General features: G+C 46.3%; 20 protein-coding genes. 14 read left to right on the top strand and 6 right to left on the bottom strand.

The features are described 5' to 3' along the window. The first annotated feature begins 493 nt into the window (after positions 1-493). The 3 genes from aceE to GJS45_RS16325 all read left to right on the top strand — a co-directional run bounded on the left by aceE (position 494) and on the right by GJS45_RS16325 (position 8,585). Positions 494-3,160, top strand: a complete 2,667-nt coding sequence (aceE, locus tag GJS45_RS16335) for a pyruvate dehydrogenase (acetyl-transferring), homodimeric type (protein WP_162342926.1) — start codon at positions 494-496, stop codon at positions 3,158-3,160. Between the two features lie 14 nt (positions 3,161-3,174). Next, positions 3,175-4,542 carry a 2-oxo acid dehydrogenase subunit E2 gene (locus GJS45_RS16330; RefSeq protein ID WP_162342925.1) on the top strand — a complete coding sequence of 456 codons (1,368 nt, stop codon included), beginning with the start codon at positions 3,175-3,177 and terminating at the stop codon, positions 4,540-4,542. 539 nt (positions 4,543-5,081) lie between these two features. Beyond that, the gene (locus GJS45_RS16325; protein ID WP_162342924.1) at positions 5,082-8,585 is read left to right on the top strand and encodes a sulfatase-like hydrolase/transferase; all 3,504 of its coding nucleotides are present in this window, start codon (positions 5,082-5,084) and stop codon (positions 8,583-8,585) included. A 44-nt stretch (positions 8,586-8,629) separates the two neighbouring features. Here the strand turns inward: GJS45_RS16325 and GJS45_RS16320 are convergent, their stop codons facing one another. Continuing rightward, positions 8,630-9,052: a type II toxin-antitoxin system VapC family toxin gene (locus GJS45_RS16320; RefSeq protein ID WP_162342923.1), complete on the bottom strand. Its 423-nt coding sequence runs from the start codon at positions 9,050-9,052 to the stop codon at positions 8,630-8,632. Positions 9,053-9,060: 8 nt separating this feature from the next. Next, positions 9,061-9,309: a DUF6364 family protein gene (locus tag GJS45_RS24115; protein ID WP_394366596.1), complete on the bottom strand. Its 249-nt coding sequence runs from the start codon at positions 9,307-9,309 to the stop codon at positions 9,061-9,063. A 578-nt stretch (positions 9,310-9,887) separates the two neighbouring features. Here GJS45_RS24115 and GJS45_RS16315 point away from each other — a divergent pair. The 8 genes from GJS45_RS16315 (at position 9,888) to GJS45_RS16280 (ending at position 16,452) form a co-directional block, all read left to right on the top strand. Next, the gene (locus tag GJS45_RS16315) at positions 9,888-10,244 is read left to right on the top strand and encodes a BlaI/MecI/CopY family transcriptional regulator (RefSeq protein WP_162342922.1); all 357 of its coding nucleotides are present in this window, start codon (positions 9,888-9,890) and stop codon (positions 10,242-10,244) included. A 2-nt stretch (positions 10,245-10,246) separates the two neighbouring features. Then, positions 10,247-11,608 carry a M56 family metallopeptidase gene (locus tag GJS45_RS16310; RefSeq protein ID WP_162342921.1) on the top strand — a complete coding sequence of 454 codons (1,362 nt, stop codon included), beginning with the start codon at positions 10,247-10,249 and terminating at the stop codon, positions 11,606-11,608. Between the two features lie 54 nt (positions 11,609-11,662). Next, positions 11,663-12,616, top strand: coding sequence for an NAD(P)-dependent alcohol dehydrogenase (locus GJS45_RS16305; RefSeq protein ID WP_162342920.1), 954 nt, complete (start codon positions 11,663-11,665; stop codon positions 12,614-12,616). A gap of 144 nt (positions 12,617-12,760) precedes the next feature. Beyond that, the gene (locus GJS45_RS16300) at positions 12,761-13,387 is read left to right on the top strand and encodes a hypothetical protein (RefSeq protein ID WP_162342919.1); all 627 of its coding nucleotides are present in this window, start codon (positions 12,761-12,763) and stop codon (positions 13,385-13,387) included. Continuing rightward, positions 13,384-13,689 (top strand): winged helix-turn-helix domain-containing protein, encoded by a 306-nt coding sequence (locus GJS45_RS16295; RefSeq protein ID WP_162342918.1) that lies wholly within the window; start codon positions 13,384-13,386, stop codon positions 13,687-13,689. Before GJS45_RS16300 ends, GJS45_RS16295 begins: the two co-directional genes overlap by 4 nt. 28 nt (positions 13,690-13,717) lie before the next feature. Beyond that, complete coding sequence (locus tag GJS45_RS16290; protein WP_162342917.1) at positions 13,718-14,962, top strand: hypothetical protein; 1,245 nt, start codon at positions 13,718-13,720, stop codon at positions 14,960-14,962. Between the two features lie 440 nt (positions 14,963-15,402). Beyond that, positions 15,403-15,795 carry a GreA/GreB family elongation factor gene (locus GJS45_RS16285; protein ID WP_162342916.1) on the top strand — a complete coding sequence of 131 codons (393 nt, stop codon included), beginning with the start codon at positions 15,403-15,405 and terminating at the stop codon, positions 15,793-15,795. A 33-nt stretch (positions 15,796-15,828) separates the two neighbouring features. Then, on the top strand, positions 15,829-16,452 hold the full coding sequence (locus GJS45_RS16280; RefSeq protein ID WP_162342915.1) for an MCP four helix bundle domain-containing protein: 624 nt from the start codon (positions 15,829-15,831) through the stop codon (positions 16,450-16,452). 40 nt (positions 16,453-16,492) lie between these two features. Here GJS45_RS16280 and GJS45_RS16275 read toward each other — a convergent pair whose 3' ends face one another. Together GJS45_RS16275 and GJS45_RS16270 are read right to left on the bottom strand one after the other, a co-directional pair. Beyond that, positions 16,493-16,861, bottom strand: a complete 369-nt coding sequence (locus GJS45_RS16275; protein WP_162342914.1) for a glycosyltransferase family A protein — start codon at positions 16,859-16,861, stop codon at positions 16,493-16,495. After that, a complete protein-coding gene (locus GJS45_RS16270; protein WP_162342913.1) occupies positions 16,861-17,163 on the bottom strand; it encodes a YciI-like protein in 303 nt (100 codons plus the stop codon). Before GJS45_RS16270 ends, GJS45_RS16275 begins: the two co-directional genes overlap by 1 nt. Before the next feature lie 219 nt (positions 17,164-17,382). Between GJS45_RS16270 and GJS45_RS16265 the strand changes: the two genes are divergently transcribed. Further along, entirely contained in the window at positions 17,383-18,249 is an 867-nt protein-coding gene (locus GJS45_RS16265) for a hypothetical protein (RefSeq protein WP_162342912.1), read from the top strand. Continuing rightward, the gene (locus GJS45_RS16260; protein WP_162342911.1) at positions 18,242-19,843 is read left to right on the top strand and encodes a S1 family peptidase; all 1,602 of its coding nucleotides are present in this window, start codon (positions 18,242-18,244) and stop codon (positions 19,841-19,843) included. The genes GJS45_RS16265 and GJS45_RS16260 overlap by 8 nt, the downstream gene beginning before the upstream one ends. Positions 19,844-19,902: 59 nt before the next feature. Here GJS45_RS16260 and GJS45_RS16255 read toward each other — a convergent pair whose 3' ends face one another. Together GJS45_RS16255 and GJS45_RS16250 are read right to left on the bottom strand one after the other, a co-directional pair. Continuing rightward, on the bottom strand, positions 19,903-20,403 hold the full coding sequence (locus GJS45_RS16255) for a tail fiber domain-containing protein (protein WP_162342910.1): 501 nt from the start codon (positions 20,401-20,403) through the stop codon (positions 19,903-19,905). Positions 20,404-20,603: 200 nt separating this feature from the next. Continuing rightward, the gene (locus GJS45_RS16250; protein WP_202928107.1) at positions 20,604-21,923 is read right to left on the bottom strand and encodes a M28 family metallopeptidase; all 1,320 of its coding nucleotides are present in this window, start codon (positions 21,921-21,923) and stop codon (positions 20,604-20,606) included. Positions 21,924-22,209: 286 nt separating this feature from the next. On the opposite strand from GJS45_RS16250, the gene GJS45_RS16245 reads away from it, so the two are divergent. Beyond that, positions 22,210-23,655, top strand: coding sequence for a M48 family metalloprotease (locus tag GJS45_RS16245; RefSeq protein ID WP_162342909.1), 1,446 nt, complete (start codon positions 22,210-22,212; stop codon positions 23,653-23,655). The last annotated feature ends 542 nt before the right edge of the window (positions 23,656-24,197 follow it).

Below are 24,197 nucleotides of genomic sequence, written 5' to 3'. Positions count from 1 at the left end.
GGAAAAGGGTACGCAAAACCCGTTGGGGCTTGAAAAATGATCAAATGTGACACCCGAGCCTCATACCCAATCGAGTAATGTATTTTGATAACAAATATTTCAACACGTATCCTTTCGATCGCTAAATTTCATAAAAGGTGTATTGTTATCAATTAAAAACATGCCGCCATTACCTGTTTTGGAACCGATTATTTTTAACAGCTAGATTTTCTGAAGCGATTGCCAAAAACCACGGGAAATCAGGAAGACATTCAACATCAAAACTGTTGGAATGATTTTTGACCCTTTTTTGATTGGATTATGCAATAGGGTTCATCGTTAGTGATGTAGTCGCAAAAAAAATCAGATTATTCGGAAATTGAGGCATAGCGCAGCTGTGGTGAAACGTAAAAATCAAAAAACGACTTTTTCACCGTGATTCCGTCAGGTAACAGGAGGTCTATTTCATTTTTCGGATTTATTACATAATTAGTTCACAACGAAATTCGTACCAATGCCAACGTATCCTGATGCCGAAACCAAAAGAATTGAAGACAGAGAGTGGCGTTCTTCGCTGTTGTGGGTAATCGAGAACGAAGCGCCCGAACGAGCGGTAGAATTACTGAATATCCTCATCGATAGTGCAAGAGAGAAAGGGATTTCCTTTCCAGACGGAAAGTTGACTACCGATTACATTAATACGATCCCTCACAATTCCCAAAAGGAATATCCGGGCGATCTCGAAATCGAAGAAAGAATTTACAACGCTATTCGCTGGAATGCGATGGTCATGGTTGTAAAGGCAAATGAAAAAATTTCGGGAATTGGCGGACATATTTCCACTTTTTCCTCTGCATCGACCTTGTTTGAAGTTGCTTTGACACACTTTTTAAAAGGGTATCAGTGGGGACATCCCGATGTGGCTTTTTTCCAGGGGCATGCTGCTCCGGGTCTTTATGCAAGATCCTTTCTAGAGCATCGCTTTTCGGAAGATGCACTCAGTCATTTTAGAATGGAACTTCAGTTTGAAGACGGATTATCTTCCTACCCTCACCCCCGACTGATGCCCAGTTACTGGCGATTTCCTTCTGTTTCGATGGGATTAGCCCCCATACAGGCGATTTATCAAGCCCGGTTTTTCAAGTATTTGCAAAACCGCGGGATAGGAGAAAAAACCAATCAGCTGGTTTGGGCATTTCTGGGAGACGGAGAAATGGATGAACCAGAATCTACCGGCGCGCTTTCCATCGCCTCCCGCGAAAAGCTCGATAATCTGACCTTCGTGATCAACTGCAACCTTCAGCGCCTGGATGGACCGGTGAGAGGAAACAATAGCGTGATACAGGAATTTGAGGGGCTTTTCAGAGGTGCTGGTTGGCACGTGATAAGAGTGCTCTGGGATAGCACCTGGGACGAGCTTTTCGAAAATGATAAAAAAGGGAAGCTTACCAAAAGACTACAGGATATGATTGATGGTAAGCTTCAGCGGCTTTCAGTAGCTGATGGAAAAACGCTGAAAAAAGAACTTTTCGGTGGTGATCCCGATCTTGAAAAGCTGGTAGAGGACTGGAGTGACGAAAAAATAGAATCCCTGGGCCGTGGTGGCCACGACAAGGTGAAAGTTTTCAATGCATTTCACGCAGCGACTGTGCATGAAGGTAGTCCGGTAGTGGTGCTGGCGCAAACCATCAAAGGCTACGAACAGGGAGACGCCGGTGAAGCCAGCAATGTGGCTCATAAAACGAAAGTTTTTAGCAAGGAAGAGCTACAGGTTTTTCGCGATGAGTTGAAGCTGCCGATAGCGGATGACAAACTTGATGATGTTCCGTTTTATCGATTCGAGCAAGACAGCGATGAATATCGTTACTTACGAAGAACGAGAGAAGTTTTGGGAGGTCCACTTCCCTACCGCGAGCAGTTGGCAAAGGAATTTGAGATGCCGGATGAGAAAATATTTGAAGAATACAAGGAAGGTTCCGCGGAAAAAGAAGTGCCAACCACGGGAGTTTTCGTGAAAATTCTTACTCAACTGCTGAAAGATAAACATCTGAAAGATAAAGTCGTGCCAATCATACCAGATGAATCGCGGACCTTCGGTATGGATTCCTTGTTTAGCCAATTTGGGATTTACGCTGCCGAAGGACAAAAATACGAGCCAGTTGATCAGGACAGCTTGATGTTTTACAACGAAAAGAAAGATGGAGTCATTTTGGAGGAAGGTATTACGGAAGCAGGAGCAATGTCAAGCTTTATCGCTGCGGGAACAAACCACATTTCTCAAGACAAATTCACTATTCCCTTTTATGTCTTCTACTCGATGTTCGGAATGCAGCGAATAGGAGACCTTGTGTGGGCTGCGGCAGATGCAAGAGCCAGAGGTTTTATGATCGGTGGAATATCCGGTCGGACAACGCTCTCGGGTGAAGGCCTTCAACACCAGGATGGACAAAGTCATTTAAATGCGCTGGCCGTTCCAAATCTTCGAGCGTATGACCCCGCCTTTGCCTATGAATTGGCAGTTATCATTCAGGACGGTTTGAAACGGATGTATGCTGAAAATCAAGACATCTTTTACTACATCACCATTATGAATGAGGCATATCAAATGCCTAAAATGCCTGCCAATGCTGAAAAAGACATTATCAACGGCCTTTACCGACTGGAAAAATCCCGCAAACGCAAAAACAAAAGTGATAAAGTTCATTTGCTTGGCAGTGGAGCGATAATGAAAGAGGTACGGGAAGCAAAGAAAATTTTAGAAGATGACTGCGACCTGCCGGTGGATATCTGGAGCGTAACCAGCTATAAGGCACTCTATGAAGAGGCGCGTGAAACGGAGCGCCAAAATAGAATGGAAGGAAAATCAAAGCAGAATTTCATACAAAGTCAACTTAGTGATGAAGGAGATCTTTTCATTGCTGCCAGTGACTATGTGAAGGCACTTCCACAATCAATAGCTAAGTGGATACCGGGAGATTTTATAGTGCTCGGTACGGATGGCTTCGGCCGTAGTGACTCCATTCCAGCTCTTCGCAACTTCTTTGAAGTAGATGCAAAACACATTGCTTTCACTGCGTTAAGGGCAAGGTTTGAACGGGGCGATGTCAAAAAAGCAGTGCTGCAGGATTTTATGACCAGGTATGACATAAAAGCCGACAAACAAAACCCTACTGCTCACTAAAAACGAAACCGACAATGGAAAAAGAACTTAAAATACCAAAGATATCTGAAGATGCGGACGAAGCGACTGTTGCAGAATTGCTCGTGGGCGAAGGTGACACTATAGAAAAAGGCCAGGCAATACTGGCAGTAGAAAGTGACAAAGCCAACGTTGAAATCCCCGCTGATTTTGGCGGAACGATAACCAGCATCAAAGTAAGCGAGGGCGACAGTGTTTCCGTTGGAGACGTAGTGATGACAGTGGAGGTAAAAGACGATGCGTCGGATTCGGAAGAGGATGAGTCAGACAATGATAAGCCTTCAAAAAATAAAGAGGAATCTCAGAAAGACAGCGAGGAGCAATTGGAGGCGCAGGCCTCGCATGATAAAGATGAAAAAGAGCCTGAGAGGGAGAAAAAGGCGGAAAAGACCAACAGCGATGCTTCAGAACAGCAAACGGGGGATTCTCATAGTGATGAAAATGAGGCAGAGGACGCTGGTGTTGACAAAACAGACGAAGATGCGCATGCAGCTCCGCTTGCGCGCAAATTTGCCCGGGAGCTCGGTGTAACGCTAAGTGAGGTGCCCATCTCCGGAGAAAGGCTTACTCGGAAAGATGTCACCGACTACGTAAAAAAGTTGATACGTCAACAGGAAGGAGGGGATTCCGAAGATGCCACCAATGATCTTTCCCTGCCAGATTTTTCCAAATGGGGAGAAACGGAAAGGAAGCGATTTTCGGGAATCCGAAAAGCAACTGCGAAAAACACGATACAATCCTGGCGGCACATTCCCCATGTGACACAAAATGACAAAGCAAATGTCTCAGGACTCGAAGAATTTCTGAAAAAGCAGAACGAGAAATCAGATGAGAAAATCACCATCACGGCAATCATTTTGAAGGTAGTGGCTGAAGCGCTGGAAGAATTTCCGGATTTCAATGCCAGCCTTGACATGCAAAACGAAGAAATTGTTTACAAGAAATACGTCAATATTGGAGTCGCGGTAGACACTGAAAATGGACTGCTTTTGCCGGTAGTACGGGATATCAAGCAAAAATCAATTGCAAAATTGGCGAAGGAACTTTCTGAAATCGCCGAAAAAGCCCGAAATGGGAAATTAACAGCAGATGAAATGAAAGGTGGAAATTTCACCATTTCGAATCTTGGCGGAATTGGTGGTACCGGTTTTACTCCGGTGATTTTTCCGCCACAGGTGGCAATTCTGGGAATTTCCAGAACCCAAACGGAGGCAATTTACCGGGACGGATCGTTTGAGCCGGAGAGGAAGTTGCCGCTTTCTCTATCTTATGACCACCGGATAATTGACGGGGCAAATGCAGCGAGATTCCTCCGTTGGATCTGTGAATCCCTTGAGCAACCCATCAAGCTGATGATGCACTGATGCACGATCCGTATGATAAATACAGATCGAAAAGAGTGAGGGAAGTTAGGTTTCTTCCTTTCCCCTTATCCCATTAGCCGCCTTAGAAATATACTCGAAGCATTCTAAGCTGTTTTAAAGGTTTACAAAGGGTGATTGGTCACGCATTATTGCAGTTACCAAAGCGATGCAAGCCGAAAGGGCTGTAAATCGATAAGGTATATATAGAGAAAACCTTTTAAAATAGGGTAGAGTCTGGCTATTTGGAGGCTGGTGCAGGGCCTTAGCTATGATAAATCCTAAAATAGCAACAAAGCGGTTGCGTTTGAAGTGAGTTCAGCCCCTGAGAGCATGTTTACTACCTTCACCAGGTTAAACTTTCGTGATAGTAGATAAAGTGGATCTATCCGCATCAACAAAAAAGGCCGTTCATTTTTTGTTCCTTACTATTTCTGTCCCATCCCAAAATCCAAGATGGTACTGGATTTTTTATGAAAAAGAAGTACATTTAGTGTTCCTTTTTCATAATCTAAAACACGAGATTCAAAATAACCAAATACATGTTTAAAACGATTCAAGCCCTCCTGGTTTTGATGGTAATCGTGCCATTGTACTGCCAGGCCCAATCCGCCGCCAATTCACCCAGTAAACCCAATATCATCTTTATCCTGACCGACGATCAGCGCTGGGATGCGCTCGGGCATGCAGGTAATGAACTGATCCATACCCCGGAAATGGACCGACTTGCCGAAGAGGGAGCCTATTTCAAAAATGCGCTGGTTACCACCCCCATCTGTGCGGCCAGCCGGGCCACCATTTTCACCGGACTGTACGAACGCACCCATGCTTACACGTTCCAAACGGGACCCATCCGGCAAGAATACATGGAGACCGCCTACCCCAGGCTGCTGAAGGAAGCCGGATACCGTGTCGGTTTCTTTGGAAAATATGGAGTCAATCATAAGGACCTCGCCGGGCAGTTTGACGAATACGAATCCTACGATCGAAACGGTCAATTCAAAGACCACCGGGGTTATTTTTATAAGACCATCGGCAGCGATACCGTCCACCTGACCCGCTATACCGGGCAGCAGGCGCTGGATTTTATTGACCAGGCCAATCCGGATGAACCCTTTTGCCTCTCGTTGTCATTCAGTGCTCCCCATGCACACGATCCGGCCGAGGATCAATATTTTTGGCAACAGGAAGTGGATCCTCTTTTGCAGGGCACAACAGTTCCGGATGCGGACCTTTCCGAAGACCGTTATTTTGAAGCCCAACCGGAGATCGTTAAATCCGGCTTCAATCGCCTTCGCTGGACCTGGCGCTACGATACGCCGGAAAAATACCAGCACAGTGTCAAAGGCTATTACCGCATGCTTTCAGGCATAGACCTGGAAATTGCCAAAATCAGACAGCAACTTAAAGCCAAAGGCATGGACCGGAACACAGTCATTATCCTGATGGGAGATAATGGATACTTTCTGGGAGAAAGGCAGTTGGCCGGCAAATGGCTGATGTATGACAATTCTATCCGGGTGCCATTAATGGTCTACGATCCCAGGCTTACCAATCACATGGATTCAGAGGAGATGGCGGCCAATGTGGATGTGCCCGCCACCATTTTGGATTTGGCTGGGGTCCAGGTACCTGAAGCCTACCAGGGCAAAAGTCTGATGCCGGTGGTGAAGGGAGAGCGGCTCAATAGGGATACGGTCCTGATAGAGCACCTTTGGGATTTTGAAAATATCCCGCCAAGTGAAGGCCTGCGTACGGCAGAGTGGAAGTATTTTCGCTATGTCAATGACAAATCCATTGAAGAATTGTACCACCTAAGGGACGATCCAAAAGAAATCAACAACCTGGCTAAAGATCCGCAGCATGCTGCCAGGCTAGCGGCTTTTCGAAAAAAGCTGGACAACATGGGAGAAGCCCTCTCAGACGCAAGCACGGCTGCCCCTGAAAATCTTCATGTAGAAATGATCCGCAATCCTTCAGGGTTGACATTGAAGGATACCAGACCTGAATTTGGCTGGCAGGTGCCGGAAGGCCTGGTTTTTCAGTCCGCCTATCAGATCCTGGTGAGCAGCTCAGAAGAAAAAATCAACCAGAATATTGGAGATGTATGGGACAGTGGCAAAGTACCCGGAAATCAATCCTTTAACCTTGCCTATGAAGGGGATGCCCTGGAAGGTAACAAAACCTACTATTGGAAGGCAAGGCTTTGGGATGGAGACAACCGTACCGGCCGGTATGCCGCGGGCCAGGAATTTCAGGTGGGGGAAAATGGGGGATACCTGACCACGGCAAATGGATTTTTAAAGGAAGATATCCTGCCTCAAAATCTGGAAAAAGTATCAGGGGATACCTGGATGGCTGATTTTGGTAAAGCCGCTTTTGCCAACCTGGCTTTCCGCTACCAGGCAGATAAACCGGAAACACTGACCGTTCGCCTGGGTGAGCAGCTGGAAGGAGGGAGGATCAACCGGGACCCGCAGGGCCATATCCGTTTTCAGGAAGTGGAGGTAGCGGTCGGTCCTGAAAAAGATCAGTATGTGCTGCAGTTGCCACCTGATGAGCGGAATACAGGCCCCGCAGCGGTGGCCCTGCCGGATTCATTTCCGGTATTGCTGCCTTTTCGCTATGCCGAAATCGTAGCCCAAAAGCAGCCGGAAGCACTTACCCAACAAGCCTATTTTGGTTATTTTGAAGAAGATCAAAGTCAGTTTAGTAGTTCAGACACCATCTTGAATCAGGTTTGGGACTTGTGCAAGTATTCGATGAAGGCCACTTCCTTTGCCGGTATCTATGTGGATGGGGACCGGGAGCGCATTCCCTACGAGGCCGATGCCTATATCAACCAACTCAGCCATTATGCGGTGGATTGGGAATACCCCATTGCCCGGCGTAGCATCGAATATTTTATGGAAAACCCCACCTGGCCCACCGAATGGCAGCTGCATGTGGCACTGATGTTTTACGAGGATTACCTGTACACCGGCAATACCGAGCTGATTGAACACTACTACGATGAACTAAAGCACAAAACCCTGATGGAGCTGGCCCGGGAAGACGGATTGATCAGTTCTGCCAACGCAACGCCGGAATTCATGAAAAAGCTGGGCTTTAAAGATCCTGAGGTGAAAATGAGGGATATCGTGGACTGGCCACCGGCCCAAAAGGACACCGGTTGGGAGTTGGCCACGGAAGAAGGCGAACGGGACGGATTTGTTTTTACCCCCATCAATACCGTCATCAACGCTTTGTATTTCCGTAACCTGGAAATCATGGGAGAATTTGCCCGGATCATGGGCAAAACCGGGGAAGCCATGGAATACGAACTGATGGCTGCCAAGGTGAAGAAAGCCGTTACGGAGAAATTAATGGATCCCGAAACCGGCATTTACCTGGATGGAGAAGGAGCCGGTCATTCCTCCCTGCATGCCAACATGATGCCGCTGGCCTTCAATATGGTGCCCAAAGAAAACATTCCGGCTGTGGTGGAATTTATCAAATCACGGGGCATGGCCTGCAGCGTGTACGGTTCCCAATACCTGATGGATGGGTTGTACAATGCCGGTGAGGAAGATTATGCCCTTGAGCTGATGACGGCCACCCATGACCGCAGCTGGTGGAACATGATCGCCATCGGCTCCACCATCACCCTGGAGGCCTGGGACATGAAGTATAAGCCCAATGCCGACTGGAACCATGCCTGGGGAGCCGTGCCCGGTAATATCGTGGCCCGGAAAATGTGGGGTATCCTGCCCAAAACGCCAGGGGGCAGCCTGCTGGAAATCCGGCCCCAGCTGAGTAGGCTAACGGAAACGGCTATCACCGTGCCTTTCCTTACCGGCAAGGTGAATGCTTCCTATAAAAGGGTAACCAATCGCCTGCAGCGCTATGCCTTTGATTTGCCGGCCAATGTATCTGCCGATTTGTTTTTGGAATTTGGCCCTAATGATGCGGTTTCGCTCAATGGGGAAAAAGTCAATACCCAGTTTGGCTCCATCCGGCTGTCTCCTGGCCGGAATGAAATTGAGTTGCAGGTCAATTCTTTTTGAAATTGCTGGTGAAAAATGGTAGAAAGGGTATTGTTTGCCCCAGACTATTGATGCTGCAAGACGAAATTGAGAGGATCGATGACAGGAAGGTCTGAGGCGAAGAAATCAGGGCTATTTGTGGTTATAATAATTTCGCAGGCCCCGCTTTGTGCACAGCAGTATTGCAGGCCATCTTCGTAATCCGGCCAAAGGTCAAAATTTAATGCAGAAAGAAACGAGGGATTGAATGGAGTAATCTTAAGAATAGCAAGATAGGCATAAGCACGCTGAGCAGCTGTTTTGGGATTCTTGATTTTTCGGTCAATGAAATAAAGCAATTGATAAAAAGTGACAAGGCTAATGTGGCCTGTCCATCTTTTTCGCTCTATTTCATTAAAAATATAATCAATGGCCTTTTGTTGGTGCTTTTCCGCATCGGCGAAGTGGAAAGAAAGGATAACATTGGTATCTAAAAAAAGATGCTTCACAGCAAATGTTATTTTGTAGTTTGACGATTCCTTCTCTTGTTCAAATGGTTTTCAATCTGTTTCTGATTGGGTCGACTACCCGGTTGCCTGAGATTTTGAAGGTTTTTGCTCAGGACCACTTCTCTCTGTTCAAAAGACATGAGCGATTCTAGAAAGCTTTCAAACAAGCGCGAGACATTCGTGTTTTTTTCTTTGGCGAATGACTTTGCCCATTTAATCTTATCTTTATCCTTTATGCTTAATGTTAATTTTTCCATACGTGTATAAATTCATTAATGTCAATAAACATACGTATAATATTAAATGTTTCAAAATTGGTATTAGGTGCCTGCAAAGGCTGCCTGTCTTATTTCAGGAGAGAAATAAGGCGGGTATCCACTCCTATAAAACAGTCTATTTAGGCAGGAAAGTGCCATTTATAGGGTACAACTTTTTCCTTATTTGAATTTCAAGAGCCGTATTCCCGGGATTCTTTTGATCAATTGCCTACTCCTTTAGCTGTAGGCATAGAGGATTTGTGCCTATCATTGGCTTTAGCCAAATCATATATCCTTAAAATTTTCCATCCAAATTTCACCCATTTTGGCGAAAGGCCCTGGTTTAGGTTTCAAATTTATGGAATGGTGTAAAGCCCAATTCTATTGAGGTGGAGTTGATACTGTTTGATGGGCCATAATTTGGACCGTTTCAGAATAAATTTCGTTTCCTTTCAGCCTTTTCCGACTTGCAGATACACCTGATACGCAGAAACAATTTGCATCATAACTGATAAAACAATTGCATTATTGATAAATCAGGTGTATATTTAAATATTAAGTTTAAAAGCTAACTACTCATGGATAAACTCACCAAAAAAGAAGAGGAGGTCATGAAGATTCTTTGGAAGCTCCAAAAAGGCTTCGTCAAAGACATCCTGGCTGAGTTTCCTGACCCCAAACCCCCATACAATACCATCTCTTCTATGGTCAGGATCCTGCAGGAAAAGGGCATCGTGGGCTATAAACAATATGGAAACACCTATGAATATTTCCCCCTGCTCACGAAGGAGGCTTACCGCCAACGATACATGAAAGCCCTTATCAGCGATTATTTCGACAATTCTTTTTCAAAGGCGGTGGCTTCTTTTATAGACGAAGAGCAACTTGATCAGAAGGAAATTGACGAAATTCTAAAACTTATCAGATCCAAATAGCGATGGAAGCGATCCTTTATTACCTCTTAAAAGTTTCCATAGGAACAGCTGTTTTCTATACAACCTACTTTTTTCTCTTTCGGAAAAGCAAAGGGTTTGTGTTTAACCGCTGCTACCTTGCCGGATCATTTATAGCTGCTTTTATCATTCCTCTGCTTACTTTCCCTACCTACTCCCCCTTTTCCCCTGTCACCATCTTTTTTTCAGGAAATAGGGTAAGTCGTGCCTGGACTTCTGAATTAAAGGCAAAAACCATGGAAAGTGACATCGGTTTGGCGGATGTACTACTGTATGGGTATTTGATTGGACTGGTAATTTGTTTGGCCAGGCTGATCGTTGGCTATATAGCAGCTGCCAGGATAGGAAAAAACTGTAAGGAAGTAAATATCGCCGGAATGAAAGTCTGGGTAGCCGAACAAAAGGACATGGCCTTCACCTTTCTTGACAAGATCATTATCGGGAAAAATTTGCTGGGAAATGCCTCACTGGAAATGGTATTACATCATGAGGCAGTACATTCCCGTGAACGGCATTTCTACGATATCATCCTTTCCGAATTGCTTTTGGCCCTGCAGTGGTTCAATCCTTTTGCCAGGTTTCATGCCCAGGCCATCCGGAACAACCTGGAGTTCCGGGCAGATGACAGGGTGATCAGCGTTTCGGATAAACAGGAATATCAGTACACCATGCTCGCCATGGCCCTGAACAGCATCAACTCCCCATTATTTACAGCCATTAATTCAAGTAACCTTCAAAAACGAATGATCATGATGAACGCCAAAAATAAAAACCGATTTGTCAGCCTTAGCAGGTTGGCCATTCTGCCCGTATTTGCCTTGCTGCTGCTGTCCCTTTCTGGGAAGAAAACGGTAGCGATTAGCGATAGCGGATCAGGTATCGAGCAATCAAGTCAGCAGGTGCAGGAAGATCCTTCCGATTCCATAAATTCAATTGAAGGGATAAATAAGTACCTGTCAAAAAACTTAAAATACCCCAATGATGCAAGGTCAGCCGGGCTAATAGGAACGGTAAGACTTTATGCCAGGGTCAGCGCTGATGGAATTATACAGCAGGTCTTGGAAGTGAAACCTGATGAGGAATACATAGAATATGATGAAGTCGTCATTATTGGATATATGGGCGAGCGTTCCGAAAATTTGGAAAAAATAAATTCCTATCGCCACAAAACGCTTTTAACAGAGGGAAAAAGGGTGATTGAATCCCTTCCAAAATTGGAAATTACCGACTTCCAGGGGAAACTGGTTCAGTTTAATTTTAGATTCGACTTACGTTCGACTTATGACAGGAGCAAAATATGGGAACCGGATATAGACCTGGAAACAATAGACCTAATCTCAAAATAAAATCGGGGATTCTTTTAATGTAAGTTTATTCGCTTTATCAACCTTAATATGAAAATGAAAGCTTATCTCAGAACACGCTATGGGGGTCCAGAGGTATTACGCCTGGACACGGTGGAAAAGCCTACCGTTAAGAAAGGCCACTTACTGGTAAAGACAGCGGCAAACTCGGCCAATCCTGCCGATTGGCATATATTACGTGGAACACCCGTGTTAGCCCGGTTGGCTTTTGGATTGATAACTCCCAAAAACAAACTACTGGGAGCTGATTTTGCGGGGACGGTGGAAGAAGTTGGGGAGGATGCAGGCCCGTTTCAGGTAGGAGACCGGGTATTTGGGGAGGATTTAAATGGGGGAACCTTTGCCGAATATGCTGTGGTTCCCGCGACTGCTTGTGCCCACATGCCGGAGGGCAGCAGTTTTGCGACCATGGCAAGCATGCCCGTTGCAGGGCTTACGGCGTTGCAGGCCCTAATCACTCATGGCAAGCTTCAAAGAGGGGAATCGGTACTTATCAACGGTGCCTCCGGTGGCGTTGGTCATTTGGCCGTACAAATCGCAAAGGCGTATGGAGCAAGAGTGACCGGAGTTTGCTCAGCAAGAAATGGGGATTTTGTCCGATCACTCGGAGCCGATAAAGTTATTGCCTATGATAAGGAAAATATTCACCGACACCAGGGAAAATACGACCTTGTTTTGGATACCCATGGAAACCTGTTTTACCGGGACTTTACCCGTATAGGGAAGCGGGGTGTGGTAATCGGCTTTACCAACATGAAACACTTGGCAGTTTTGATGTTGCGAGGGGTCCTTGGTAAATTTCCCTTGGCACAGTTCACCGCTGCGGCCAACACCCCGGATCTGGAAATGTTGGCCTCCCTGGTAAAGGAAGGGAAAATCAGTGTCCACCTGGAAAAGACCTATTCCTATCGGGATATTCCAAAAGCAATTGCCTATATAGAATCCATGCGTACCCGAGGTAAGGTGGCTATGATTTGGGATGAAGGTTAGATACTTTCAAACCAAAATAGCTTGGTTTCCATTTTTCTTTCCAGCTAAGACGCAAAAAAAATCTTACTATTCCAGAATTCCAGCAGCCTGCCTGTTGCAAAATTGAATTTTAAATTTAACTTTGTAATACAAAGTACTTTTAAAATGAAAAAAGAAAAGGATTACTTAAGAGATATTACCGAGATCCGTCATCTGATGGAGCGGTCTTCCCGGTTTTATTCCCTCTCCGGCTCGGCTGGCATTCTGGCTGGATGCTATGCGTTGATAGGAGCCTTCCTGGCCTATTGGCTGTTTGATTTTAACCCAACCAGCGTAACGGATCCCGATCTTCTTTCAGAAGGGAGTTCCCCCAATCTGGCAAAAACGTTGATGACCGCAGTATTGGTTTTAGTGCTGGCAGTAGGAAGTACCGTTTTTCTATCCTATCAAAAGGCATCTAAGAGAAAGGAAACCGCATGGAGTCCTACGGCCCGGCGGCTGGTCCTCCAGATGGCCGTTCCCTTGACCGCTGGAGGCCTTTTGCTACTTCTATTGCTTGGAAAAGGAATGACTGGTCTATTGGCACCTCTTTCACTGATTTTTTATGGCTTGGCCATTTTCAATGCCGGGCACGCGGCCTTTAACGAATTAAAGCCGCTTGGCCTATTGCAGGTCGGCCTGGGCTTATTTTGCGCCCATTTTATTCCCTATGGGCTCTTGTGCTGGGCCATCGGGTTTGGCTTGCTGCATATTCTTTTTGGACTGTATATGCATGTTACCTACGAAAAGTGAAGACTTCGATCCACGGACTACATAAGGTATTTGAAAGCCGGATTCGGCTGGGCATCATGTCCGCTCTTATGGTCAATCAAAAACTGGACTTCAATGAGTTAAAGCAATTGCTCGAACTGACGGATGGAAACCTTGCCAGCCATCTGACAGCCTTGGAAAAACACCGGTTTATTCAGGTAAAAAAGCAGTTTGTAGGTAAAAAGCCAAACACCAGTTACGCGGCTACGGACCTGGGCAGGCAAAAATTCACCGAACACCTGAATACCCTGGAAGCCCTGATCAAAAAAGTGAGTCAAAAATAGCTCATCCGCCTCCCAACCTCCTCCCATTATGAAAGAGACCATCCGCAGACACATCAACGAACCAGGGCAGCTCGAATCCTTGTACCGATCCGACAAATCTGGTTTTCGCCGGGCTTTCCAAGACCTGTATCCGGAACTTCAAAATATCCCCATCGCTATTTTCTGGCAAGAACGATTGCAGCACGAAGGAGAGGGTATCGACTGGGGAAGCCGCAGGGAATGGCTGGTGGTGATCTTACTGGGTCTTTTGGCTGGCATTGCTGCTAGGCTTCCGGTACTTCTGGGGATTAATGAGGACTTTTTCTTTCAAAGAAATGTAGGCTTTATTCTGTTTACCACGCTAACCGTCTATTTTTCCTGGAAAAACCAGCTGCCAAAGGAAAAAGTTCTTCCAATAGCCCTGCTTACTTTAAGTGGTATTGTCTACATCAATTTGCTACCCGAAAATCCGGACAGTGATACACTGGTGTTGGCTTGCCTTCATTTACTTGTCATTTTGTGGGGTGTTTTCGGATTTTCTCATGCAGGTGGAGGACAGAAGATACGGGAAAGATGGCTTTCTTTTCTAAAATTTAATGGCGATTTACTGGTTATGGGCGTTCCGATAGCCATTGCAGGAGGGCTTCTGACCGGTATTACACTGGGCCTGTTTTCGGTGATTGGCTTGGATATCGAAAAATTTTATACCGAGTACATTCTCATTTTCGGACTGGCGGCGCTTCCGATCATCAGTACCTACCTGATCCAAACCAACCCCCAAGTGGTAGGTAAAATATCTCAGGTGATCGCTTCCCTTTTCAGCCCGCTTTTACTGGTGATGCTGGTTATTTATTTGGTAGCTATTCCCTATTCGGGAAAAGATCCGTACAATGACCGGGATTTTTTGATGCTGTTCAATGCCTTGTTGATGGGTGTTCTGGCTTTGATTTTCTTTTCGATCGCCGGCTTTTCCTCCGCATCCAAAAAGACATTGGAAATTTGGATCCTGGCGCTTTTGGCTGGAGTAACCATTTTGGTGAATGGTGTGGCCCTGTCGGCTATCGTATTTCGATTGGCGGAATGGGGCATCACTCCCAATCGAATAGCGGTTCTGGGAGGAAATGTGTGGATACTCATTCATTTGTTATTAGTAAGTTGGAAATTGATCGGGGTGCTCAGGGAGAAAACCGGAATGCATGAAGTAGAAAAAGTCATGGTTTCCTATTTGCCGCTTTACTTTATTTGGGCACTGCTGGTCACCTTACTTTTTCCGTTTCTTTTTGGATTCGCCTAGGCCCCTGGTTCGGCGAAACCCCTGGCCTCCATTGGCAATTCCTGCCAGACAATTGTGGTTTGTGATTTCGATCGTCAGAACAATTGCGGATGCCCCAAATTGCCCGTTCGTATTTTTCTTCTGGCACCGTTTTACCGGCTGTTGACCACCCAGTTGGAGCTGTGGAAAAATACTTGGGTAGAAAACAGATAAGATGGTATTTTTTTCGTATATTCACCGAAGATCATGATTTTGGTATTTTTCTATCATAGGGCCCTGTTACTTCCTTGCTTTTGTTTTTCAATGAAAGCAGGTAGGCTATTTATTGGCCACAATAAAGCCTTCATCAGCTAAACCCTCTACCCCTAAAATCAGGGTGGAGGGTCGCATTTTTATTACCTAAGTTAAGTGCCTCAATATGGCAACACATTCCTCAAATACGTATTTAAACAATTAAAATAATGTTACCAATCATTAAAACTAGTGATGCAGACCGCATCTTTAATCTTATCAATCATTTAAACCCTACTGAAAAAACAAAGGAGGTAAGGCAACTGGTAAGCGAAATTCAAAAGGCAAAAAAAGTGACAGATGCCGCGATGCCCCGGAAAGTAATTCAATTGGGTAGTTATTTTGAAGTCAAATTTGAAAAGCAAGATCAGTTGATCGCCATGACCTTGGAGCTTCCGGAAAATGCGGACCTGACTACTTCCAAGCTTTCCCTGTTTTCGCCTCTAGGTGTTGCCCTGATAGGATATAAGGAGGGGGATCGGGTAGATTGGCCCTTGCCTGTTGGCAGAAGGATTATCCAGATACTCAAGGTAAAAAACCCCGAAGCAGTGCCGGTGAGTTAAAAAGTATTTTCCAAAACCTCTTTCCACACATCTATGAAATGGGTATACAGCATCCGCAATAAACGTAAGCTTTCCCTTCTGTTACTGGCAGTTGTAGGGGTGGTACTATTGAATCATTTTCAGGAAAGAAGCAATGCCGGTAAAATGAGAACAGCAATGGCTGCCATTTACCAGGACCGGCTGTTGGTCGAAGGCTATATTTACGATATTTCCCTGAATCTGTCTGAAATGAGGGTAGCCCTTCAGGAAGAGAAAGCAGAACGACAGCATTCCGCCCTGGCCAAAAACCTGGACCGGATAAACCGGCTTACCGAATTGTTTCAGGAGACCGAACTTACTACGGCGGAGGAACAGCACCTCCGCCATCTGGTAGGAACCGTTGATACGATCGGCGGTTTACTTACGAGGAATGCCTCCACGCTTAAAATGGAAGCCCAGCTCACTACCGCTATGGATGAATTGCAAAAACTATCCAGCATCCAACTGGAAGAAGGAGAGCAGATCCTTTCTCAGTCAGAAAAAATATTCCACTCCGGAGAGCGGTTTGCCCAATTGGAGATCGCAGCAATAATCCTGATTTTGGTTTTGGTACAGACCTTGATTTTTTCCGCCAATGTATTTAATAGGGAGACCGGCGTTCCCTACCATCTCAACTGATTGCTGGGAGATTGCCGATCCCTCGTATTAAAAAAACTTCTTAGACCATCCACAGGTAATCTTCTCCTTCCTTAAAGGAATGCCTGTCCAGATACTCCTGCTTTAGCGTAAATCGATCCCCCATACAAAAGTCATCGGCATCCATTCGGGCGATATAGAGTCCTTTAGCAAGAGACAAACCCGTGTGCAACGCGTTGACGATGCCCGTTCCATTTGCTTTTTTAAGCGTAACCTTCGGGTGGGAGAGGTGGGGTTTTAAGACAGGCATACAATCCGGATCCATTCGGTCATCTACCAGGATCAATTCCATCTCCGGTTTCAGGCAGGAAACCGTACTTTTCAGGCTTTCTTCCAAAAAGGGAGTGTAATCCTTTAGGGGAAGAATAACAGACACACGACAATTTGTCATCAGGATGGGTTGTCCGGGGCATTTACATTGCCTACCACCACCGTCCATTTTCTGATTTCCCAGGAAAGAACCAGCCCGTTTTTTACATACGGATCCGCCAGCACAAAAGCTTCTGCGGCAGCGGGACTTTCTCCCCGGAAGAGGAGAATGGCCTTGTCGGAGGGATCTGCCAGCGCACCACCCATTATTAGTTGGCCTTCGTGGTGGAGCTTTTCGGCTAGTTCCAGGTGTTCTTTGCGATAGGCACCCCTTTTTTCCAGGTAATCCGGTGAAACCGTGTAAATAAGCAGGTAGTGATTCATATTGACCAATGGTTTATTCAATAATACTCATTACGGATGAAATTTTGAAATCCTCACAGAGAGAACGGTCCTGTTTCTGCTTGCAGATACGATATAAGATACTTTGCCTCACTTACTTAAAAATACAACAGGTGTATTTTTAATTTGAATTTTTATTATATTGATTGCAGATTTATACATGCCCTCTATTCTTCAATCCCTAAATAGCCAGCATCTGCCATGGAAGAAAATGACTCCCCAGGTCCCGATTCGGAACCAAAACCTTCCTTTCAGGAATTACTTCCGGATGCAGCCCATTCAGGAAGCAAGCTACAAGCCTTTACGGCTGTGTTTAATGGGCTTGGAATCGGGTTGTTTTTAGGGCTTCTGATGGGCCTGTCGGTGTCTCCGGTGGTGAGTGGCGTGGTCGGCACCATCACTTCGCTGCTCGCCATTTTGATCGGGTTGAATGAAAAGTTCCTGGATCCGGTCAAAAGTCTGCGCATTGGTTCTTTTGGCTTGTTTTCTGCCATTGGGATTTTGATAGGACTTTATATTCGCTCCAATGATCCCTTTGCACCCAGCCTTTCGGATAAAATGGACGAATACCTGGATATTGGCTATAGTCCGGAAGAGGCAAGGCTTTTGGTGACGGATTTTATCAGGGCGGATTCCTCCCTGGCCGTGCGTCAGGCCAACGTGCTTTACAGCACTGAGGTGAGTATTACGGCTTGTGATTTTCTTGTCTATGCGGAGGAATCGACCGCGTCGGCCGAGGTATTTAATACCTTCAAAACAGCAGGTGGACTATGGGCGAAACTGGTGCCTGCATTCCTAAATAGCCTGAGCGAAGCCCAGGCCAAAACAGCCTTATTGTCCCTGAGAGATGGGTTTTGCTCCAGCAGCTCTGAAGGAGAACAGCGTCTGATCATTCCGGAGAGTATCTTAAGCCAAAACCCGGATCAAGGTCTAGACGCATTGGAACAACACTTGCGTTCTCTGGAAGCCCCCTGGCCGGGTATTTCCAATTCATTGGAAGAAAACTTCTCTCCGGATATACGGACCAAAGCTTATGCTGCGCTACTTCAAGTATTTAACGATGAATAAATTCCCCGTACTTCTTTTTTGGCTAACCTCTCTTTTGGTTTTCCCTTCCTTAGCCCAGTCCTTTGACCCGGGTAAGGTGAAAAATGCCCTGGTGAAGGTGGTGGTGGCTGCCGATAACCGCAGCTCGAACGCGTTGACAGGTTTTGTATGGAAATCTCCCAATCAGGTGGTTACTTCCCTTCATGGCATGAGTCGTACGGGAGACATACGTATCCTGTATCCGGGACAGGCCTGGAGAAAAGCCCAGATTAAGAAAGTCCTGCAAAAGGCGGATTTGGTTTTATTGGAATTGTTACCCGGAGAACCCGCTCCTCCCGCAGAAATTACACCGTTGAGCAACTTTAGTCCTGAAAAGGTTGGTTTTGGCACCAGCGTGTATGCCCTTGGTTTTAATGGAGGCGCCATCGGGAGTTCGTCCAGGCAGATGAAAAAAGGATTTGTAGACCCCGAAACCCTGGCCAACCTGATTCCCAAAAAAGACAAAGATGCGCTGGCGCGAATTGGGTTTCCGGCACTGGACCTGAACATTCTTTATCTGGAGGGAAGTCTGCTACCGGGATTTTCCGGAGCCCCTGTATTTGATCCCCAAGGCCGGCTTATAGGCATTGGAGATGGGGGATTGGAAAAGGGTGCCAGCAATGTAAGTTGGATTATCCCTGCCAATTACCTTTCAGAGTTGGAACGCTCTACGTCCACCAGTCTCCCTCCCGGATTCGAAAACCTCGTACAACTTTTTTCTGCGGCCGCCAAAATTGAATTTACGGAGGAGGTAGTCGCCGCTGCGACGGAATTTCCGAATGGATCAGTTTCTGCAGGGGATAGCGAACGGTACGTTACGGAAAAATTGCTGGAAAGTACTTTTGATGGTTTTGAATCCGAATCGATTGAAGCGCTCGGTTTTGAATTTTATCCCATCAAAACACGCTCCCTCAGCGAGATGATGGACACTTCGGATGATCCGGAAAACATCCAAAAGTTATCGGACGAGTTTGCGCTGGATCTCAATATCCAACTCGATTACGATGCCATGTACTACGATATCTACGAAGATATCAACAACGGCGTGGTTCTGGCCGTGCCGGAAGGCCGCACGTTGCAATACAATCCGGCAGAGGAAGCCTTTCAGGTAGTCAATACCGATGGCAATGACATGCAACTTTATTTCTACGGGGTGCAAAATGATTTTTCAGAGACGAATTTTGAAGAATTGCTGCTGGTAATGGGCGAGGTTATCAACCAAAATTTTGCTTATCGCTACGGAATGAGCGGGTTTACCGTTGACGAGGAATATTCCGTTTGGGACGAGTTTGACGGAGGAAGAAAAGTGGCCTGGATATTATCTCTAGGTAACGAATACCTGATGGGGCAGGACGGTCTCCAATACGCCTTTTATGTTTACATGACCCTGCTGATGACGGAAGAAAAAACCTTTATGGCCATCGCTACCATTCCCGTTCCCGTCGAAATGTTGGCCATGGCACTGACCTATGGCTTGGACTGCAACAACCCCGGCATTTATGCCGAGTATTGCACCTACTTCAATCAGGTATTCCAGACCTTTTCCGCCGCTCACCTGGCAAATTTTGCGTATTGAAACCAGGTCCGTTGGGGCTTGGTTAAGCGAAGGTGCTGACGTTTTTCTAATTGGTTGGATTACTCTTGCTTTTCAAGTTCGCAAATAAGCATTTCTATTTGCTGTTGGTTGGCTTCAATAGTCTTTTGTTGTTCTTTAATTGCATTGACCAGAACGGCCATTAAATCCATGTATTTAAGTTTTAGATGTTGGTTGGATTTATCGACACTAACCAATTCCGGCATAATTGATTGTACATCTTGGGCCATAAAACCCATCCGTTTTTCTGATGACTCATCAGCTTTGTAGTGGTAGATTTTCGCATCCAATTGCAATGCTTCTGAAAGACCATATGGAAGCAAAGAAATATTGTCTTTTAGCCTGTAATCTGAACCAGCCTGTATACAATTATCCTCTTCAGAGCAATCACTGTCAGCACAATCGATCTGTCCATCACCATCATCGTCGATATTATTGTTACAAATTTCTATTTTGATATTTCCGTCATCATCGTTTAACGAGCAGGAGGAAAAACCTACAAATAGAATTAAGATAAGGGTAAAATGAAAATTTGTTTTCATGGTGGAGTTACGTTTATTATTTTGAAATAGCATTAATTTATAAAAAAATATTATTATTATAAAGGGTTTTACTTTCATTTTGTCAAAACCTTTTCCTCCACCGCAGCGTCCCCTAAGAAATGGCTGAAAAAATAGGGGCGATCAGCGAAAGTATTACTCATGTAAATGCTGATCTGTTTCTTAACACTCTGCTCAGCCCTTTATCGCACCGGCCTGGGGAATACGGGCAGGCTTTCCGCTCCATTGGCTCCCACGGACTGTACGGCAAAGAAGTAGTTATCCTTGGAGTAAGGCAGCTCCATTTCCAGCTCCGCGGTATAAAATTTTCGTTCCCACATGGAATCGCTGGTTTCGCGCATCAGCACGTAATAGCCGCTGGCGGTGCCGTTTTCAGGGCTTTTCCAACGCAGTAAAGTCGAATTGCTCAACCCGCTGATATCTACCCCTACCTCTTGGGGCACCCCTGGGGCGGAGGCAAGGCTGGCCAGTACTGCCAGATTTACGGCGGTGTTTTTCCGCAGGTATTCGTAATCGATGTAGTCGATTAAATCTCCGTATTGCTGCCCATCTTCCATCCGGATGTCCTGGTGCTGATGGAAATAATTTTCATTCATTTCGCACAAGCGTACGGCCGTAAATCCTTCTCTGGAAAAGGGGGTGTGGTCTCCCCCTCTTAAAAAGCGGTCGTTTCGGTAAATTAATTTAATTTCCAATTGATCCACATAGCGCTCACCCACCTCCTTGATGTAGCGGGCCAGTTGCCGTGACTTGCTGTCGTTTTCGGCGTTGGTGGACTGCCGGACAGAGCCCATCTGCTCGGTTTCGAAAAGAGGTACGCCCTCACTGAATACGCGCAGCTTGGTGTTGTCCCGTAGATCTGTGCCGCTGGAGGTGCTGTTTCCGATCATGTCGTTGTTGATCATGGCCACCAGGTTCCAGTTTTCGTTTTTTGCTTTCCGGGCAAGGTGGGCAGCCCCGATCAGGCCCTGCTCTTCTCCGGAAACAGCTACAAAGACGATGGTGGCTGGAAAGGATTGTTGGCTCATGATGCGTACCATTTCGATCAGGGCGACTACGCCGGAGCCGTCGTCATTGGCACCGGGTGCATCGGCTTCGGCATTCATAATATCCGACACCCGGCTGTCAATGTGCCCGCTCACCACAAAAACCCGGTCATCCTCCGGATCCGCTCCTTTCAGGGTAGCCATTACATTGCCCATCCGGGTATCCCGATCTACGCGACGGCCATCCGCTTCCACCTGAAAATAATCGATCTCAGCTGTCAGCCTGCCGCCGGAAGTACTTTCAAACGAGCGAAAGCGGGAAAGGACGTATTGCCTGGCCGCTTCTATTCCACGACCCTGCTGATCCTTGCTTAGCGTATGCCGCGTGCCAAAGCTCACCAAGCCTTCCAGGTAGTTTTGCAAACTATCTTTTGAAACGGCTTTTACCATCGCTTCAAGCTCCGGTTCCCGGTGGATGGAAGTTACCTGAGCCATTCCCGGCAAGGTTGACAACATAACTAAGCCTTGGAATAGCAGGCCAAAAGAAATGATCGGAAAGAAATGAATTCGATTTTTCATGATACTAAAGTAACCAGGGAAAAATGATTCTGGCAGCCATTGCTGGAAAATCTACTTCAAAAATAGCTCCGGTTGCTGCTTTCTTTACCATTCCTGTAGTTATTTTTGCAGCACAAACGAAGTACCCTATTTGTCTGAAACAAGTTATAAGGAGGAATCCTATTTTCTAGCACAGGTTTTGATATCAAGTAAGCCAGTTCTATACCCTATAATGTAAACTACCATGCCGCAACTTTTGATTTTTGTTCGTTTTTTCCTGATTGGATTGGTATTCATCCAGATAAGTTGTGTCCGAAACCCGGTGACGGGAAAAAAACAGCTGGTCCTGATGTCCGAAAAGCAGGAAATACAAATGGGAAAGGAATCTGACCCGGAAATTATGGCTTATTTTGGCAGGTACGAAGATCCGGACTTGCAGGCTTTTATTACCGAAAAGGGAGAGGAAATGGCGGCCGTTTCTCACCGAGCCAACCTGGCTTACGAATTCAAGATCGTCGACTCACCGGTGATCAATGCCTTTGCGGTACCAGGGGGATTTGTGTACTTCACCCGGGGCATCATGGCACATTTCAACAACGAGGCAGAATTTGCAGGCGTGCTGGGGCATGAAATAGGCCATGTCACGGCCCGACATTCCGTTATTCAGCAGCGCAACAACCTGCTGGGACAGTTGGGCATGATCGCCGGTGTGGTGCTGGTGCCCCAGTTGTCCGAATTTATTGAGCCCCTTTCCCAAGGCATGCAACTGGCATTGTTGAGTTTTGGCAGGGATGCAGAAAGGCAATCCGATGAATTGGGTGTGGAATATTCGTCCAGAATCGGTTACGATGCCGTCGAGATGGCCGGGTTTTTTGAAACCCTGGAACGTCAGCAGGAAAAAGCCGGTGGTAGTGAAATACCAGAATTCCTTTCTACCCACCCCTCTCCGGCGGAGAGAAACCAGACGGTGGCCCAACTGGCAGCTACCTGGAAGGAAAAGCTGAATCTGGAAGCTACCGAGGTAAACAGGGAAGCGTATTTACGTCGGATAGAAGGCTTGGTGTACGGCGAAGATCCCCGCCAGGGATTTGTAGAAAACAATGTCTTTTACCATCCCGAACTTAAATTTCGCTTTCCGGTACCCGGTGACTGGAATCTCCAAAACTCCCCACAGCAGGTTCAGATGGCTCCCAAAAGCGGAGAGGCCGTCCTCACGATGACGCTGGCTTCCGGCAGTAATTTCCGGGAGATGGCGGATCAAATGGTGGAACAATACAAGCTTGAGGTACTTTCTGTCAGCGAAGAAAAGGTCAACGGTCTGGCTTCCCTTCAATTGCTGGCGGAGCAAAAACAGGAAAACGGTTCCGGTATCCGCTTGTTGGTTTATTTTATCCAACAAGGTGATGTTAGCTACCAATTGATGGGATTGGCCCAATCAGCCAACTATGCTACCTACGAATCTGCCTTCCTTTCTACCATGAAAAATTTCAGGGAACTGAAAGAAGCGGACAAACTCAACCGGCAACCCGAAAGGCTGGGCATCGTGACCCTTTCCCGAAACACCAGCCTGGAACAAGCCCTGAAAGCGCAAGGTTTTCCCGATGCACGCCTCGAGGAACTGGCCATCTTAAACGGAATGGACCTTAACGAATCCCTCAGCGCCGGAACCTTAATTAAGGTTCCAAAATAGGAAAACCGAAGTTTATCCTCCATTCAAAGGATTTCAATCTGTCATCCCAAGGGTGCTGACGTGAACCTAATCGAATGGTTGTAAGCACTCCTGCACCCGCCGCAGTTTGTCGGGATGTGCTCCGTTCTGCGGTTTTTAATGATATAATGATTTGATGATAAGTCGAAATGATGATGTCGTCATTGCGAGCGATAGCGAAGCAATCTGAATCGGAGCGTTGATGTAAGGAGCTCAAGAGAAGGTCAGTTAGATACGATAGAGGTGTACGCCTTCCAACAGACTGCCGCGGGTGCTAGGGCGGTTGATGAAATACGATTGGAGTCAGATTAGCACCCTCGCAGTGACGGGTCGCGTTTGCAGTGAGCACACCGCGTCATTGCGAGTGACGGAAACGGGTCGCGGTTACTCCGACGTCGTCATTGCGAGTGATAGCGAAGCAATCTGATTCGGAGTGTTGATGTAAGGAGTTCGAGAAAAGGGCATTAAAATACGCTGGATGTTTACGTCTTCCTACAGACTGCTGCGGGTGCTTGGGCGGTTGA

Source organism: Cyclobacterium salsum, assembly GCF_010119245.1.
GTDB classification, from domain to species: Bacteria; Bacteroidota; Bacteroidia; order Cytophagales; family Cyclobacteriaceae; genus Cyclobacterium; species Cyclobacterium salsum.
Note: the sequence above shows the minus strand (reverse complement) of the source record. Positions and strands in the feature narration are given on the sequence as shown.

What these genes read in the sequence shown, in the direction of transcription:
- aceE (WP_162342926.1), top strand. Translation starts at nt 494, where the DNA reads ATGCCAACGTATCCTGATGCCGAAACCAAAAGAATTGAAGACAGAGAG.
- GJS45_RS16330 (WP_162342925.1), top strand. Translation starts at nt 3,175, where the DNA reads ATGGAAAAAGAACTTAAAATACCAAAGATATCTGAAGATGCGGACGAA.
- GJS45_RS16325 (WP_162342924.1), top strand. Translation starts at nt 5,082, where the DNA reads ATGTTTAAAACGATTCAAGCCCTCCTGGTTTTGATGGTAATCGTGCCA.
- GJS45_RS24115 (WP_394366596.1), bottom strand. Translation starts at nt 9,309, where the DNA reads ATGGAAAAATTAACATTAAGCATAAAGGATAAAGATAAGATTAAATGG.
- GJS45_RS16315 (WP_162342922.1), top strand. Translation starts at nt 9,888, where the DNA reads ATGGATAAACTCACCAAAAAAGAAGAGGAGGTCATGAAGATTCTTTGG.
- GJS45_RS16310 (WP_162342921.1), top strand. Translation starts at nt 10,247, where the DNA reads ATGGAAGCGATCCTTTATTACCTCTTAAAAGTTTCCATAGGAACAGCT.
- GJS45_RS16305 (WP_162342920.1), top strand. Translation starts at nt 11,663, where the DNA reads ATGAAAGCTTATCTCAGAACACGCTATGGGGGTCCAGAGGTATTACGC.
- GJS45_RS16300 (WP_162342919.1), top strand. Translation starts at nt 12,761, where the DNA reads ATGAAAAAAGAAAAGGATTACTTAAGAGATATTACCGAGATCCGTCAT.
- GJS45_RS16290 (WP_162342917.1), top strand. Translation starts at nt 13,718, where the DNA reads ATGAAAGAGACCATCCGCAGACACATCAACGAACCAGGGCAGCTCGAA.
- GJS45_RS16285 (WP_162342916.1), top strand. Translation starts at nt 15,403, where the DNA reads ATGTTACCAATCATTAAAACTAGTGATGCAGACCGCATCTTTAATCTT.
- GJS45_RS16280 (WP_162342915.1), top strand. Translation starts at nt 15,829, where the DNA reads ATGAAATGGGTATACAGCATCCGCAATAAACGTAAGCTTTCCCTTCTG.
- GJS45_RS16275 (WP_162342914.1), bottom strand. Translation starts at nt 16,861, where the DNA reads ATGACAAATTGTCGTGTGTCTGTTATTCTTCCCCTAAAGGATTACACT.
- GJS45_RS16270 (WP_162342913.1), bottom strand. Translation starts at nt 17,163, where the DNA reads ATGAATCACTACCTGCTTATTTACACGGTTTCACCGGATTACCTGGAA.
- GJS45_RS16265 (WP_162342912.1), top strand. Translation starts at nt 17,383, where the DNA reads ATGGAAGAAAATGACTCCCCAGGTCCCGATTCGGAACCAAAACCTTCC.
- GJS45_RS16260 (WP_162342911.1), top strand. Translation starts at nt 18,242, where the DNA reads ATGAATAAATTCCCCGTACTTCTTTTTTGGCTAACCTCTCTTTTGGTT.
- GJS45_RS16255 (WP_162342910.1), bottom strand. Translation starts at nt 20,403, where the DNA reads ATGAAAACAAATTTTCATTTTACCCTTATCTTAATTCTATTTGTAGGT.
- GJS45_RS16250 (WP_202928107.1), bottom strand. Translation starts at nt 21,923, where the DNA reads ATGTTGTCAACCTTGCCGGGAATGGCTCAGGTAACTTCCATCCACCGG.
- GJS45_RS16245 (WP_162342909.1), top strand. Translation starts at nt 22,210, where the DNA reads ATGCCGCAACTTTTGATTTTTGTTCGTTTTTTCCTGATTGGATTGGTA.